A 14548-nucleotide genomic window follows, 5' to 3' on the forward strand; every position below is an offset into this window, starting at 1 on the left:
GTTCTCTTTGTCTGTCTTGTCCCCTGGCAGTCCCGGCACATCAGCAGCGCCACGCTCTTGGCATCCATCATCCCTTACCTCCGCTGAAGGACTGCTCTAACCCCATGTTCCCCGTGTTGGCGCGCTCCTCTAGCCGTCGTCGGGGGAGGTGGGGTCAAGGGGAAACGATCAGGCAGGAAAGCGAACGTGACCGGAAGGCCAAGGGTCATATCAGGCATGAGCGCAGGCGCCGCCCTAATGTGCTTGGCGCAGTGGGGAGTACGCCGCGTGGCCCGCTCCCGCGCCCGAAAGGACACCCATGGGTCTGATTGTCATTTCCAACCGTGAACCGTATGCCCCGCAGCGGGATGAGCAGGAGAACCTCACGTGGATGCCGTCCATTGGGGGCCTGACCGCTGCGCTGGACCCGGCGCTGCAACATGCGGGCGGTACCTGGATTGCCTGGGGCGAGCAGCACCCCGAGGTGTCCGAGGTGGAGTTGCCCCAGGGCCACCCCCGCTACCGCCTGAAGCGTCTGCGCCTGAGCGACGCCGAGGTGCGGGACTTTTACCATGGGTTTTCCAACCGCGCCCTGTGGCCCATGAGCCACTATTTTATCGAGCGCACGCGCTACCAGGCCGACCAGTGGCAGGCCTACGTCAACGTGAACCGCCGCTTTGCCGAGGCAGCGGTGGACAGCTACCGGGAGGGTGATCTCATCTGGGTCCAGGACTACCAGCTGGCTCTGGTACCCCGCATGATCCGTGAGGCACTACCCGACGCCCGCATCGGCTTTTTCTGGCATATTCCCTGGCCCGCGCCTGAGGTCTTCCGAACCTTGCCCTGGGACTGTGAGGTGCTGGACGGCATTCTGGGTGCAGACCTGATCGGCATGCACACCAGCGAGTATGTCGAGCACTTTCAGGCGGCCTGCTGCCGGGCGCTGGACGCAGAGACCGAGGGTGACACGGTGCGCTGGAAAGACCGGCCCTCGCGCGTGGTTGCCCGTCCCATCGGGATCGAGGTAAGCACCTACGAGGAGCTGGCTGCCAGGCCGGATGTGGAGGACGCCGCCGAACGCCTCCGCCACACCCTGCAGACGCAGATTCTGCTTGGGGTGGACCGCCTGGACTACACCAAGGGCATTCCCGAACGCCTGGAAGCCTTTGGGGCGTTTCTGGACCGGCACCCGGAAGCGCGCGGAAAGGTCACGCTGCTTCAGATCGCGGTGCCCAGCCGCGAGCAGGTCGAGTCCTACCGGCAGTTGCGTTCGCGGGTGGAGGGCCTGGTGGGACGCATCAACGGCAAGCACACCCGCGACGGCTGGTCCCCCATTCAGTACATCTACCGGGGCATCGACCGAAAAGAACTCGTCGCCCACTACCGCGCCGCCGACGTGATGCTGGTCACGCCCCTGCGCGACGGCCTGAATCTGGTGGCCAAGGAGTTTACGGCCAGCGCCCGCGATGGAGTGCTGGTCCTGTCCCGTTTCGCGGGGGCCGCCGAGGAAATGCCCGAGGCGCTGCAGGTCAATCCCTACAACCCCGAAGGTCTGACCGAGGTGCTGTTGCAGGCCCTGAACATGCCGCTGAGCGAGAAGAAGGCCCGCTTGCAGCGCCTGCGCGAACGCCTGCGGCAAAGCGACCTGCGGACCTGGGCCGAGCAGTTCATGCGGGACATCGCCGCGCCATGACGCTGTCGCCCGAACTTCTGGCCCTGGCGGAGCGCGCCCTGCTGGTGATCTGCGATTATGACGGCACGCTGGCCCCCATCGTGCCCCGACCCGAGGACGCTGTGCCTGAACCCGGAGCGCGGGAGGCGCTGGCCCAGTTTCTCGCGCACCCCCACCACCACGCCGCCATCGTGACGGGCCGCCAGGCGGAGCAAGCCGCCGCCTTCCTGACTTTGCCGGGCCTGCCCGTGATCGGTCTGCACGGAATGGAGTGGCCCGGCGAGGAAACGGCGCCGCCCGACGTCCAGGCCCTGCGCTCCCTGACTGAAGCCCTGCCAGAGGTGCCTGGCCTTCGTAAAGAGCACAAGGGCTGGACCCTGGCGGTTCACTACCGCGAGGTACTGGGAACACAGCAGGCTGGAGTCGAGGCCCAGCTGGCTGCCTTGCCCCTCCCCCCCGGGTGGGAGATGATCGCCGGGAAGAAGGTGCGCGAGTTTCGTCCGGCAGGTTTTGGCAAGGGCCGCGCTGTGGTCCGCCTGGCCCAGGAGCGTTCCGACCTCCTGCCCGTTTTTATCGGTGACGACCTGACCGACGAGGAAGGCTTCACGGCCCTACGGAAACTGGGTGGCGTGACCGTCAAGGTGGGGGAGGGGGAGACCGAGGCACAGTTCCGGGTCGGTGGCCCGACAGAGGTGGTGGCGCTGCTGCGCGCCTGGGGGGGAGGGGAAAAGAGTTGACCGCAGCCCCTACGCCGCCTGTTCCTGGGCACGGTGAGGCGGTGCACGGGCAGTGCCGCCGATTCAGAACCTGGTGGGTCCCTTGCCATAGGTAAGCGGTTTCCCAAGCTCGAGGATGCCGAGGTTCACCTCGACCAGGGCAGGCTACTGTTCTCTCATCATCCAGGGGTCTGCAAGCCTACACCCGTGGCAAGTGACCCACTGGTAATCATGCATGGGCCGAGAATTCAACTGCTTTAGGGTATTTGTCGTAAAGATGCCAAAGGGTCAGCCTGGTGGCACGGGTCGTGGAGATCATGCGCACGAACGGCTTTCAGGGTGACTTCAGTGGCCGGTATGAGGCCGTCGGCTGTTCGGAAAGACTGTGCTCTTACGACTGCTTTGATCTTGGAGAACACCGCCTCAATAGGATTGAAGACCAGACTATAAGATAGAAGGAACAAGAGCCGACGGCCCTGTACCTCAATGAATGTTCAAGCGAACCCCCAATGGTAAGATGCTATATGGTTAATGGTAATGATTGGTAGTGAATATAAGGTGGACCAGATTAGATGGTAGATTTACCGCTCGAACGATGGACCGTTGACCGCCCCGCTCGAGAAAACCGGGATCACCTGGCCCGTAAGTTGTAGGGCACCAATCAAGATCTGGTTATGTCCGAGATTACGGGAACACGGCCATGGGTCCCCTCAGAACGATGAGCAGGTGCGTAGCCACGGATCATCGCTGTGCTGAAGCAGCTTTCGTCGAGGAGGACCAGTTGTTCTGGATGAGTGAGATGCGGAGTCAGGTCATGGAGAAACCGCTGTCTCTGCTCTTCACTTCGTTCGCAGACAACCGGCATTTTTTATGGTTGGTGTGGTGCTTGCGGAGTCACTGGTCCACCATTTTAAAACTGACCTTCGAGCATGTCGCCTCTTCAAGCCTGTAAGTATGCTCGACCAACGTCGCATTCCGGTGGGCTTCGGAATGTCTGAACGTGACTGCTTAGCAAGGCAGCTATATTCCTGCCAAGCAGTCACGGACTCCGCACCGTCAACTTTACAAGGGGTCTTCAGTTGTCCAACAGCCAGCTCATCATGTTGCGAATGAACTCCCGCGAGAAGTTAAAGATGCCATCAGTGTCATAGTTGCGGTAATAGCACTCCACGTGCATGACCAGTGCCAGGTGCAGGGAGTAGAGGTGGGAGCGCTGCTGCTCGGCCAAAGTAAATTCCGTCTTGCCGTATCCGTGCATCTGCTGAGTAGACCTCTTGCGAAAGTCACGATCGGCAGGCTTGGGTGAGGTTGCACAGCGCTGCGATGAGCTGAACCCGGAGTGCAAACCGACGCCGCCGATGTCGGTACACGCCCTTCAGCACACGGAAGATCTTCATGCGACGGATCATATGCTCGATTGCCTGCCTGGTATGCGCGAGGACACGGTTGTCCTGGCGCTGCTCCGCGGACAGAGGCGACGCCTGCGTCGCCTTATGGGGGGTAAGGGCGTGCCTGTGGCTTCTCCACAGGCCCTGATACCCTGCATCTCCAATAAGCGCCGTTTGGTGAGGAAAACGAACGCCTGACTGACGAAACAGCTTTAGGTCATGAACCGCCCCAGCGCTCGTGGCGGTGCCCAGGATGCGCTGCGTCACTGTGCACATCAGCACCTGAAATTTCAGGGTGTGCCGCTTTTTCTTGCCGCTGTACCACGCGCGCTGCTTTTTTGGGCCGTTCACAGGGCACTTCGGAAGCATCGACCGCGACGATGCTGTACACGAGTTGTGCTTCCTGAAACACGCGTTTCTTGGGCAGCTGGAACCGTGCACTGGCAATCAGAGCCGCTTCCACGCGTTCCACCGTGCGATGCACGGTGGCTTCGTGCACACCCCAGTCGTCACCCAGGTGGGCGAAGGTCCGGTACTCGCGCCAGAATTCCAGGGTCATCAGCAGTTGTTCCGCCACGCTGAGCGCGGCGGGGCGGCCTGATTTCTTTTTCTGTCCTTCGCGTAGGGTCAGCACCTCTTCCATCTCAGCAAACGTTTCCGGGTAGACCCCGGTGCGTCGACGGAACTGCTTGCGATTCATCTTCAGCGTGCGTGTCAGACGGTCTCGCTCCACCCTCCCAGCTTAGCCTACGACTTTCGCAAGAGGTCTAGTGATGCCCTCCCCAAAGAGGGGCCTAAACTGCGCCTCCATCAATGGTTCAGCCCACAGTGAACGCTCAAAATCGATGAGGCCGACCACCTGGCCCTCCTTTACGAAGAAATTGGCGCTCCAGGCGTCCCAGTGAATCAGACAGGGTGTCGTGACCTCGTTCAGCGCAGCCAGATGTTTCAGAATCACCCCACGAAACTCGTCATACCCAAAGTCAAACTCGACCTTCTTGCGCTCTGCGTCTTTCAGGACAGATTCAAAAATTTTGAGGAAGGCTTCTCGCCATGTTGGTGCTCGCAATTCGGGGTTGCCCTCATACCCGAAGTACGTGCCGGCGAACGTGTTGACCTCGCGGATAATTTCGCCGATCTGTTGTTCGACTTCACTTAATGTCTCGGGCGGTAAGGTGCTCTTCACGTGCTTCAGGGTGTCCGCGTCCACTTTCTCCATGAAGAAATACTCGGCGTCACACAAATCCTTCGCTTGGTCGTGAAAGTAGATTTCGGGGACAGGAATAGCCGGGTTCTGCCGAGCAAGGCGCATGGCGGCGACCTCTGAGGCCATAATATTCTTCTCATACTGCATGACTTCCGCTCCAGGTGGGGGGGCGATTTTGAGGACGACTTCGCGGCCGTCGGCGAGCCGCACCTCAAAGGCAGCGTTGAACCAGCCGTCTTTGAGTTCCCGTACGGCGGTATCATCATTGGCAAGGGGGACGCCATTAAAGGCTCGAGCAGCCATGGCGGCAATCTGCTCGCGGGTTTTTCGGTTCTTCGTTTTGCTGTCCATAGGTTTACTGTGACGCTTCAGGACAGCCCCGCACACCGTGCTGAATAGTCACAAACGAAGACCGCCTTGCTCCAACGGAAAAACCACAGTCTGGAAAAGGAGAACGACTCCCTTATGGAGCGTGTCCAGGGCTGGAAAAAGACGGCGCGGCGGCAGAACCTCATAACCTGCGACTCGCTGTCACCATCCAGCAACTGCTGCAAGACAAGGACGCCCTCAACCGCGAGGCAGGGGAGGCCGTCGGGCCGGTTGAGGAGTGAAGAAAGGTGCTGCCTGACGTGATTTAAGAGGGTAGGACAAGTTACGGCCAATCTGGTAGCGCTGTTTAGAGCACTTGTCAAAAAAACCACTTCTTTTTGACCGAGCAGAGCGAGCGAATCTGAACGACCAGTGGGAAGAATGAAGCCGTGAGGGATGCCCTTCCACTCACGGCGGAATTCGGACAAATGCTCTATTCCCGGCCGAACCCAGGTGTCCTCCAACAGAGTCAGGTCAATGTGCGTAGGGTATGCCTCGGCGGCCTGCCCAGTCGGGAAGGGGTTCACGGCTGTCCGCCGCTGCCAGAGAACAGCAAGAAGCAGCGGTGCAAGCTGGAGATATGTCCTCGAAGCGCCTGCCCATCCACCTGGGCCTCACCCTGCTCTCTTTCGTGATCCCGGCGGTGTGGAGTGGCGTTCAACATCTCCCGCACCATAGCGACACTCCCCCTCCAGCAGTTGTGACCGTACCTGCCAAAGTGCCTGTTGCCTGTTCGCCGTCTGGAGAAGGTACGCGTACCACCGAGGTCAATCCCTCGCCTACAGCTGTTGGAGGGCTGACGGCGTGCGACGCGGCCCAGCTGGTGCAGGAGTTGCACGACCTCCAAACTTCGCACTGAAGACTTGACAACCAGCCCTTCACTTCCTCAACGAGATTCGTCACGGCCTTCTTGAGCCAGTTCGCCGGATCACCACACGCCGCTGTCGCGTGCGTCTCGGTATCGATGATCCGCGCCTGCGCTTTCGGATTCCCGCTCGCGTCCTGCTTCACCACGGTGCGCAGCTCTTGGGTGGAGGTCAGGTGCTGGGCGGCGTAGGTCGTGCACCAGTCCGTCCACCCTGCCGGGTAGTGCAGCTCTACCGCTCTCCGCGGTGTGCTGCCGCTGCAGCTGTTCGTACGTCCCAGAGGTGACGTTCTCTACCAGAACTGTTGCCCATTGCTCGCCCGTCACTTCATGCAGGGCTCTGCCCCGGTCTCTTGGTGAGCCACCCTCCATGCGTACCGGTGGCTGCCGCCACCTCGGCCGCGGCCTTCACCTGACTGGCGCTGGGCTTGTTCGTGCCAGCCACCGTCTTCAGGTACTTGACGACGGCCACCACCTTTTCAGGATCCAACGTCTCAACGGTCTTCGCCGCCTCGCGCAGTTCGCGGGCCTGCGGTTCGTTCTCCGGCTGTAAAGCAACGCCTGTCATCGCCTGCGGTGTTGGCGCCGCGTCGGTCAGTTGTTCGGCGCGCCGCTGGGGCCAGCCTCACACGGCCTCGCAGCAGTTCCCGAAGGTCTTGTGATCGGCGCGGTACAGCTGGCGCTCTCGGATGGTCAGCAGGGACTCCCAACGGCCACGACGTCTTGCCGGCCGGAGCGGATGCGGAACTCCAAGCTGGCGAGGTCTGCGCGTTCCTCAGGGGCTGCGGAATGGGTGGATGGCATCACCCCAGTACACCTGTAAAACTCACGATTGTTTCCGTCCTTTGGAGTCTGTTGGAAATTGGGAGCCTACTCGGCACCTTGCGGAATACTCGTTAGATATGCCGCAGTCACCCCTGATTGTCATCGGTGCCTCTGCCGGTGGCATCCCTGCACTCCAGAAGCTCTGCAGCCAACTGCCCCCGGACTTTCCCGCGCCCATCCTGATCGTCCAGCACCTGCAGGCAGATCACCCCAGCCTGTTGCCGGAGATCCTTGGCAGATCCGGTCCCCTGCCTACCCGTCACCCTCAGCATGGAGAAGCCCTGCAGTCTGGAGTAATTTACCTCGCGCCCCCCAACCATCATCTGCTCGTGGAGCCTGGATACGTCGCGGTCACCAAGGGCCCCAAGGAAAACCGTTCCCGCCCGTCCATTGACGCGTTGTTTCGCTCGGCAGCCTACTTGTACGGGCCTCAGGCGATTGGCGTCGTGTTGACGGGAATGCTTGATGATGGCAGCTCAGGGCTTTACAACATCAAGCGGCGCGGCGGAATCGCCATCGTGCAAGATCCGCTGGATGCTGAATTCGACTCGATGCCCCGAAGTGCACTGGAGGCCGTAGACGTTGACTATGTCGTCCCCCTGATTGATCTGGCACCCTTGCTCAATGGACTGGTTCGGAACATGCATGAGGGGAGGGAAACGAACGTTATGAATGACGAAGAGCTTCAGCGGTTGGAGATTGAAGTGGGCATTGCTCAGCAGGACAGTGCGCTCAAGCTTGGAGTGACGAAACTCGGAGTACCCTCGCTGCTCACCTGCCCGGAATGTCACGGTGTCCTCGTACAGATCAAAGAGGGCAAGACTATGCGGTACCGTTGCCATACCGGGCACGCGTATACCGGAAACGTACTGCTCTCGGAAGTCTCCAAGAGCGTGGAGGACAAGGCTTACCAGATGCTTCGTGCAATGGAGGAAGAAGCGATATTGCTGCGTACGCTGGGCGAGCAGTGCAAGGAGGCTGGGCAGTTGGATCAGGCACAGGCACTCTTTACGAAAGCCGACGAGGTATTGACGACCAGCGAAAGCATTCGGGATCTGGCGCTGGGTCAGGAGCGGCTGAGTGTGGAAAAGGTTGTGCAGGCTACGGCGGACGACTGAAGCGCGTTCCTGAGCTGCAAGTGCGTTCGAATAGTGAAACGTTCTGATCATGATGTTCCTCAAGGGGTGGGCTTTAAGCCCACCCTCTTCTCTTTCAGGCGCTGGGTGGCGTGCCGCTGTCCGGCCGGTTGGGCGCAAAGTAGCGAGGTGAGGGTGACTCGGTTTTCCGCAGGAGGAGATGAAGCCTCGTCCACTTGAATGCGCAATGATGACGAACTGCAGAGTTCATACCGCCGGGTTCGGGGGAGATGCAGTGCAACTCGCCCGAACCAGAGGCAACCTCCCAGGCACGGCTCGCGACCTGGGCATCAACGTCGCAAAGATGGTGGAATTGTGTCGGGCGAGGGTTTCCAAAACTGGGAACGATATGCTGTTCTCATGCGTTACCCAGCTCTGGACAGCCTGCGTGGTCTGGCCGCCCTGATCGTGGTTGTCCACCACTACCTGGTGGCCCTTCCTGCCTTTTATCCTTATCCAGAAACGGCGGGGGGGTGGGTCGGGATTCTGCTCTACTCTCCTCTGCACCTCCTATGGGCAGGCAGTGAAGCAGTCAGCCTCTTTTTTGTCCTCTCAGGCTTCGTGCTGGTCTTACCCCGCTGGCAGGGCCTGCAATTCGACATGGAACAGTTTATTGTCCGTCGACTGTGGAGAATCTGGGTGCCGATGATGGTGGCCGTTTCTCTAGCAGCTTGCTCTGCCGCGCTCATTGGCGCCAAAGATGTCAGCGGTACCAGCACCTGGTTCAATGCCATCTGGAAAGGAGCGTCAGTTGACGCCTACGCACAACATGTATTGATGCTGGGCTCCATGGACCTCATGAACTCTACTTATATCCCGGTGGTCTGGAGCCTTAAGTGGGAAATGTGGGTGTCGCTGCTTCTGCCCCTGGTCCTGCTCCTGGCCCGTCAGCGCCCCCTGATCATCGTCTCACTGGGGACCCTTTCCATAGGGTGGTACTGGACGGCGTCGCCATACAGTACTGACGTCTTTCGCGGCCTTCTCCGTTACCTTCCCATGTTTGTCCTCGGCGCAGTCCTCTCGCACCACCGCCAGGCCCTCACGGTTTGGGTTACTCGACTGAACGACGCCATGTGCGCAGCGTTGTTGCTGCTGGCCCTCCTGATCATTCCCGTGCAGTGGTACGGATACGCGCCGCAGCCCCTCCTCGGCCGCTTGGCCCTGAACGACTACGCCGTGCTGCTGGGTGCGGCGCTCCTGATCGTGCTGGCCCTGGGGTGGAAGCGCTGGCAATTGTGGCTGGAACGGCCCGGGTTGCTGTGGCTGGGCCGCGTCAGCTTCAGTCTGTACTTGTATCACGCGCTTGTCCTGGCCGTCGTAGTTCGATTGGGCGCTGGCCTCTTGCCACTGCCTGTCCTGATCCTCACAGCGTTTGCACTGACTCTCGGCGTGGCGCACCTGGGATACGAGTATGTCGAACGCCGTGCCATTGAGCGTGGACGCGCAACCACCCGGCCCTTTCGTCGAAACCAGGCATGAAGAACAGACGTGGTCTGGCCACCCTCGTGACCCTTCTGGCTGCACTCTCCTTCTGGGAAGTCGCCTGGAGGCCCCCGAACTGGGTGGATATACCGGCGGTCACCCAGGTTCACTTTTTCGGACGCTGGTTTCCAGAACGTGTGTCCGGCGGCACCGCTGCCCTGACCATCAACCAGGGCAGCGGAGTTCAGTTTGAAGTTACGGGGGCTTCTGCCGTCTGGGCCGAATTTGTTCGTTCACCGGCCAGCACGCTGTCTCCCACGCTGGTCCTCCTTCAGGAGGAGAAACCCGAACGCCGCCTCTCCGTCCCAATGCAGGGCAACTCGCGTCTCCTGCTCGCCTCGAACCTTCCAACGGAGCGAATCACCCGCTTTCGTCTGATTGTCGATGGCATCCACGAGCACGATCCTCTGTGGCAAAAAAAGGCGGGACTGGCCCTCCGTTCCCTGTCCACTCCAGAAACCACTGCGCGCTTTACGCCCTGGCAAAGTCCGTGTCCTCCCGTTTTGTGGATTGGAACGAGCATCTTTGCGGGCATCCTGGCGCGCGGCAAGCAGGGTGGAAGCACGTCAGTGAACAGTGCTGCCAGTCTCGCCTATCCCACGCTCGCCACACAGGCGCTGGGTGCAGAGCCGTATATCGCGGCGTTCGGAGCCGTGGGCGTGACCCGGGGTGGCAGCGGCGGCGTTCCCGCAGCTCCCGAGTACATGCAGGCCTGGGCGCAGGAACGGCCGGCCCGTTTGCCAGCGTTCCAGGCCGTGGTAATCGGCGAAGGGGTCAACGATGTGGCAGCGGACTCTGCTCAGTACCGCGAGGCATTGGAAAGGCTAATCCGCCGCCTGCACCGCGCACAACCGAGGGCTCCTGTCTTTCTGGAAGCCGCTCTAAACGGAGCCCACGCCGCCGATACACAGTGGGTGGCCCAGCATACGGGCAGCACCTTCGTAGACACGTCTACGTGGCGCATCCGCACAACCGACGGCCTCCATCCTAACCTGGTGGGTCACCGGGAAGCTGCCGCACGGTGGCTCGAGGTCCTCAAACGCGCTGGACTGCCCCGGTGGCCCGCAAGCCAGGGTGGCTGCCCCAGCCCCTAACGAAGGACGTGTGCCCACTGGCACCGGGAAGGCCGAGCGGGAGACGATGCGCGCCCGCTTCACGCGGCCACCTCGGCGTTCACGTTCACGAGGATCAGGCTCCCGTCGGTGGCCCGGCACGGTGCCACCTCCACCGTCATGCCCTTCAACTCGAGCAGCGCCGTGAGGAGGGAGGCGCGCATCTCCGCATCCTCTCCTTCGGCGGCCGCCGCCAGGTGAACCATGCCTCCGGCCTTCCAGCCGGCGAGGGTCACGCCCATCAACTCAAGCTGCTTCACGCCGCCACCTCCAGGCCGAGCTGCCCGAAGGCGTAGCTGCGCACCGTGGCCGCGTCCTCTGCCGCGAGCGCCGCGAGGCTGGTCACCGTGTGGCCCAGCACCTCGCTGGCCAGGGCGGAGTGGCTGCAGTCGCCCAGGCGGCCGAGGGTGCGGTGCCCCTGGTGAGCCGTGGGGTTCCCGATGAGAGCGGGCGTGGGCAGGATGACTTCTTTTCTCGACGTGGGAAGCGCGGCCCAGCAGGTGGGAGGCCTCCACGAAGTTCATGTTCTCGTCGTCCACGATCGTACTCGGGTTGCCGTCGTGGTCCCACCCCAGCGTCACGAGTTGGGCGGCGCGAATCACGCTGTACTCAAGGTCGGCAACGCGGGCTTCGTCGGCGACTGTTTTGGCAGGGGGTGGTAATGTTCATGGTTCTCCTTTTGCTCACAGGTGATGGAGTCAGAAGAGCAGCTGCTTTTCGCGGGGTTGGCGCCCTACTCTGCCAAAATAATAGGCTTTTGGATATGTGTTGTCAATAGCTAAAAGCCTATGTATGCTGGCAGAATGGAATGGTCAGAACTTGAAGCGACGATCCGGCAGAAGGTTGCTGAGCAACCTCGGGGGTTTCAGGCACGATTAGGAGAAGCGTTGGGCGTGAAGCAGCCGTCAGTCACCCAGGCCCTTTCTGGTAAAAAGGCGTTCCCCCGGGAATGGGTGGGAAAGACCCTCGACATGCTTGGTCTCGAAATCGTGGTCCGGCCGAAGGCGCAGCAGTGACCGGCGGCCAGAAGGCTGGGCTCCAGACCATCGATCAAATGATTGCCGTCATGCCAGACGGCCCCATTCGTCTCCAGGACCGGATGGCGCTTCTCCCCGAGGAGGTCAAGCCCAAAACGGCATTCGGTGAGGCCGGTCTTCTCGTCGCTGATCGCCTCACGACCCGTGACGGTCGCGCCTTTGGGACATCCGTCATCACCGAGAAAGGGCGACAGCGGCGGGCAGAGATGCATGCCCTGCTGGCAAGGCAATGAAATCGCCCAAACCCCCCTCAATGCGGACCATGCTGATCCTCACCGGCATCTGGGCTGCTGCCTTTGGGATCGGCTGGCTGTTCTGGCCAAGCAAAGAGGCGGCTCAATGGTTCGGCGTCCCAGCAGCGTTGCTCGTGCTGGGAATGATCTGGGCCATGCGCTAAAGTGCGACTGAAAAACGTGCTGGAGCGGGTTTTGCCTGATTAGAGGATGGAGGGATGATGGGGCGGAGGTGGAACGTCCTCCAGCCGCTGACCCCACCTGAATTGCTTGTGGGTCGACCGCGCAAGTGGTCTTTGCAAGAAATTCTGGAGAGCATCTTCTCCGTCCTCCGCGGAGGTCGTGGCCTGGCAGGCGACGGCCTCACGATCTTTCCCCCTGGCAAACAACCGACCACGCGCACAGGATGTGGAGGCGGCAAGGCGTGTGGGAAACGTTGCAGACCAAATTGCGTGAAGGTCGTCCGGGTGCGAGAAGGACGCCCTGAGACACCAAGTGCTGGAATGATTGACAGCCAATCGGTCATAACCACCGAGGCGGGGGGGCCACGTGGTGACGACGGCGGTCAGAAGGTCAATGGACGGAAGCGTGATCTGCTCGTGGATACGCCCTGCCTCGTCATGGCGATCAAAGTGCATGAAGCGGACGTCCTTCCCCCGCGCGGGCGCGGTCCTCCTCCTGCGAGGGGGCGCCGAATGTTTTTCCCCGAATGAAGCACCCGTGGGCGGATGCGGGATACACCGGAAAACTGGCAGGAGAACAGGGAACGTTTCTCGGCTGGACGCTGGAATCCCTGGTCAGGCCGGCAAAGCACCTGGGCACCGAAAGGCGCACCTCCACGACGTGTGGAGGTGCCCGCGGGATTCGTGGTGCTGATGTGGTGCTGAAACGCCGCTGGGTCGTCGAGCGGACCTCTGCCTGGCCCTGGAAATCCAGGCGCATGGCCGGGGACGATGAAGCGCTGCCGGAGACAGCGGAGAACCCTGTCTACGAGGTGAGGATCCGCTTGATGGTCCGCCGCTCGGCCAAAGGTCCACCCTGACCTTTTTCAGACGCACTGAAAGCCCCCATGCCCACTCACGTTGGGTACTCCGACATGTACGATGGCTCTTCAGTAAGTCGTCCAGTACGCCCTTCACCTGCACCAACCTGATCTGGGGCCCACTCCCCGACATGCCGCTACTGTAGGGAGTGATCATGCGGCTTGCTCGACGAAAGATTCCACAACCATGACCGCGCCTGACCTGCTGCTAGACGCCAGCAACCTGATTGTCCGGGCCTACTTCGCCACAGGCGGCGTTCACCCTCAGAACGTGCTGCGTGACCGACTGCGTGAGTACCAGCATGTGTTTGGGCCCAGGCACGTGATCGCGGCCCTGGACTCTCCGTCGAATTTCCGGAAGCGGCTTGAACCCACGTACAAGGGACAGCGGGGAAGCAAACCGCCGGAACTTGAAGCGTTGCTGAGGCGGGGTGCGGAGCTGATGGGGGCGCTCGGGTGCATCTGCGCAGCAGCACCGGACCATGAGGCAGACGATGTGATGGCTACACTTGCGGAACGTGCACCAGGGAATGTCGTGATCGTGACGACCGACGCCGACCTGCACGCGTGTGTGCGGGACGAGGTGCAGGTGTACAGCCCAGGCACCCGTAAGCGGTTTACCCAAATGGACTACGAGGCGAAGTACGGATTTCCACGTGAGCGCTTCGCGCTGTATAAGGCGCTGTGCGGGTGCGAATCGGACAATATCCCTGGTGTCCGGAACGTGGGGCCCGCACGGGCGCAGAAGGTCGTGGCGCGCTGCGGGACGGTGGAAGGGGTCTACAGCGAACTGGGGTCATTCGACCGGACCACGCAGGCCGGCTTACAGGAGACAACGCCTGAAGCGATTCACGCCGCCATGCAACTGACCCGGTTGGTCAGTACCGCACCTGTACGGCGCATCTCCACCGCCACCGCTGGAAGTTCAGGCGCCCCCCGCAAACCCCGTGGCGAGGAGTGAGCTTGTCTGCGGCAGCGAGTGTCAACGCGGTGGTAAAGGCACCGGACCTGGCTGTGTTGGCCTGTGAACACGCAAACCGTTCCACTCATCCAGTGACATGGGCGCAAGGATGGCGACGGAGAATGAGCGAATGAGCCGCTTGGAACTGGTGGGCCATTTTCCTACTGGGTGGAGCGCACTTCCTGAGGCGCCCTTGAGGCCACCAGAGCTTGGCACGCCTCATCGTCCTTGAGCGTGGTACAGCACCACTTGCTGGCGTGCCGGCAGAGAATATTGGCATGCTCTTGCGGGACGTCAGCGATCAGGCCCCATCGCTATACCACAGGCCTTGGTAGGCGGACCGGGAAGATTGACGTCGTTCACTTTAAGCAGCATGCCGTCGTTCCTCGTTCGAGACGGTAAAAAACTGTTCTCGTGCCCTCTCAAATTCAAAAAGCGGCATCCATACGGCACACTTCATGCGGGCCCACCGAGTGAGCGCACCCCAGGCAGGCCAAGCGACTCTTCAACGTTTTGAAGAGCGC

Annotated in this window: 17 protein-coding genes and 1 pseudogene; 12 read left to right on the forward strand and 6 right to left on the reverse strand. The window is 61.2% G+C overall.

The window, feature by feature from the left end:
* The first annotated feature begins 298 nt into the window (after nucleotides 1-298).
* Nucleotides 299-1672 (forward strand): alpha,alpha-trehalose-phosphate synthase (UDP-forming), encoded by a 1374-nt coding sequence (locus B9A95_RS09945; RefSeq protein ID WP_084046901.1) that lies wholly within the window; start codon nucleotides 299-301, stop codon nucleotides 1670-1672.
* Nucleotides 1669-2388 (forward strand): trehalose-phosphatase, encoded by a 720-nt coding sequence (gene otsB / locus B9A95_RS09950; RefSeq protein ID WP_084046904.1) that lies wholly within the window; start codon nucleotides 1669-1671, stop codon nucleotides 2386-2388. Before B9A95_RS09945 ends, otsB begins: the two co-directional genes overlap by 4 nt.
* Nucleotides 2389-3442: 1054 nt before the next feature.
* Here otsB and B9A95_RS09960 read toward each other — a convergent pair.
* The 4 genes from B9A95_RS09960 to B9A95_RS09975 are packed head-to-tail and all read right to left on the reverse strand — an operon-like array spanning nucleotide 3443 to nucleotide 5313.
* Entirely contained in the window at nucleotides 3443-3625 is a 183-nt protein-coding gene (locus B9A95_RS09960; RefSeq protein ID WP_084046908.1) for a hypothetical protein, read from the reverse strand.
* Between the two features lie 25 nt (nucleotides 3626-3650).
* Entirely contained in the window at nucleotides 3651-4049 is a 399-nt protein-coding gene (locus B9A95_RS09965) for a transposase family protein (RefSeq protein ID WP_084044997.1), read from the reverse strand.
* Nucleotides 3973-4455: a transposase family protein gene (locus B9A95_RS35285; protein WP_139806646.1), complete on the reverse strand. Its 483-nt coding sequence runs from the start codon at nucleotides 4453-4455 to the stop codon at nucleotides 3973-3975. Before B9A95_RS35285 ends, B9A95_RS09965 begins: the two co-directional genes overlap by 77 nt.
* A gap of 42 nt (nucleotides 4456-4497) precedes the next feature.
* Entirely contained in the window at nucleotides 4498-5313 is an 816-nt protein-coding gene (locus B9A95_RS09975; protein ID WP_084046916.1) for a phosphotransferase family protein, read from the reverse strand.
* Nucleotides 5314-5911: 598 nt separating this feature from the next.
* Here B9A95_RS09975 and B9A95_RS31990 point away from each other — a divergent pair.
* On the forward strand, nucleotides 5912-6190 hold the full coding sequence (locus tag B9A95_RS31990; RefSeq protein ID WP_139806647.1) for a hypothetical protein: 279 nt from the start codon (nucleotides 5912-5914) through the stop codon (nucleotides 6188-6190).
* Between the two features lie 334 nt (nucleotides 6191-6524).
* On the opposite strand, the gene B9A95_RS09985 is transcribed toward B9A95_RS31990, so the two are convergent.
* Nucleotides 6525-6764, reverse strand: a complete 240-nt coding sequence (locus B9A95_RS09985; RefSeq protein ID WP_084046922.1) for a hypothetical protein — start codon at nucleotides 6762-6764, stop codon at nucleotides 6525-6527.
* Between the two features lie 334 nt (nucleotides 6765-7098).
* Between B9A95_RS09985 and B9A95_RS09990 the strand changes: the two genes are divergently transcribed.
* The 3 genes from B9A95_RS09990 (at nucleotide 7099) to B9A95_RS10000 (ending at nucleotide 10733) form a co-directional block, all read left to right on the forward strand.
* On the forward strand, nucleotides 7099-8139 hold the full coding sequence (locus B9A95_RS09990) for a chemotaxis protein CheB (protein WP_084046924.1): 1041 nt from the start codon (nucleotides 7099-7101) through the stop codon (nucleotides 8137-8139).
* A gap of 378 nt (nucleotides 8140-8517) precedes the next feature.
* Nucleotides 8518-9636 carry an acyltransferase family protein gene (locus B9A95_RS09995; RefSeq protein WP_170928556.1) on the forward strand — a complete coding sequence of 373 codons (1119 nt, stop codon included), beginning with the start codon at nucleotides 8518-8520 and terminating at the stop codon, nucleotides 9634-9636.
* Nucleotides 9633-10733, forward strand: a complete 1101-nt coding sequence (locus B9A95_RS10000; RefSeq protein WP_084046928.1) for an SGNH/GDSL hydrolase family protein — start codon at nucleotides 9633-9635, stop codon at nucleotides 10731-10733. The genes B9A95_RS09995 and B9A95_RS10000 overlap by 4 nt, the downstream gene beginning before the upstream one ends.
* 59 nt (nucleotides 10734-10792) lie before the next feature.
* On the opposite strand, the gene B9A95_RS10005 is transcribed toward B9A95_RS10000, so the two are convergent.
* Complete coding sequence (locus B9A95_RS10005; protein WP_084046931.1) at nucleotides 10793-11011, reverse strand: hypothetical protein; 219 nt, start codon at nucleotides 11009-11011, stop codon at nucleotides 10793-10795.
* Nucleotides 11012-11554: 543 nt separating this feature from the next.
* On the opposite strand from B9A95_RS10005, the gene B9A95_RS31995 reads away from it, so the two are divergent.
* From B9A95_RS31995 to B9A95_RS37035, 6 genes and pseudogenes are all read left to right on the forward strand, one after another.
* Nucleotides 11555-11767: a helix-turn-helix domain-containing protein gene (locus tag B9A95_RS31995; protein WP_139806648.1), complete on the forward strand. Its 213-nt coding sequence runs from the start codon at nucleotides 11555-11557 to the stop codon at nucleotides 11765-11767.
* A complete protein-coding gene (locus B9A95_RS10015; protein ID WP_084046936.1) occupies nucleotides 11764-12021 on the forward strand; it encodes a hypothetical protein in 258 nt (85 codons plus the stop codon). The genes B9A95_RS31995 and B9A95_RS10015 overlap by 4 nt, the downstream gene beginning before the upstream one ends.
* Before the next feature lie 29 nt (nucleotides 12022-12050).
* Nucleotides 12051-12185, forward strand: a complete 135-nt coding sequence (locus B9A95_RS36170) for a hypothetical protein (protein WP_281255838.1) — start codon at nucleotides 12051-12053, stop codon at nucleotides 12183-12185.
* Nucleotides 12186-12730: 545 nt separating this feature from the next.
* Nucleotides 12731-13063 carry a hypothetical protein gene (locus B9A95_RS35290; protein WP_245808236.1) on the forward strand — a complete coding sequence of 111 codons (333 nt, stop codon included), beginning with the start codon at nucleotides 12731-12733 and terminating at the stop codon, nucleotides 13061-13063.
* A 187-nt stretch (nucleotides 13064-13250) separates the two neighbouring features.
* Entirely contained in the window at nucleotides 13251-14024 is a 774-nt protein-coding gene (locus tag B9A95_RS10025) for a 5'-3' exonuclease (protein ID WP_084046938.1), read from the forward strand.
* 137 nt (nucleotides 14025-14161) lie between these two features.
* Nucleotides 14162-14221, forward strand: a pseudogene (locus B9A95_RS37035) (GlyGly-CTERM sorting domain-containing protein); the annotation flags it as partial.
* Between the last annotated feature and the right edge of the window lie 327 nt (nucleotides 14222-14548).

Origin of the sequence: Deinococcus hopiensis KR-140 (assembly GCF_900176165.1) — a bacterium.
In the GTDB taxonomy this organism is placed as follows: domain Bacteria; phylum Deinococcota; class Deinococci; order Deinococcales; family Deinococcaceae; genus Deinococcus; species Deinococcus hopiensis.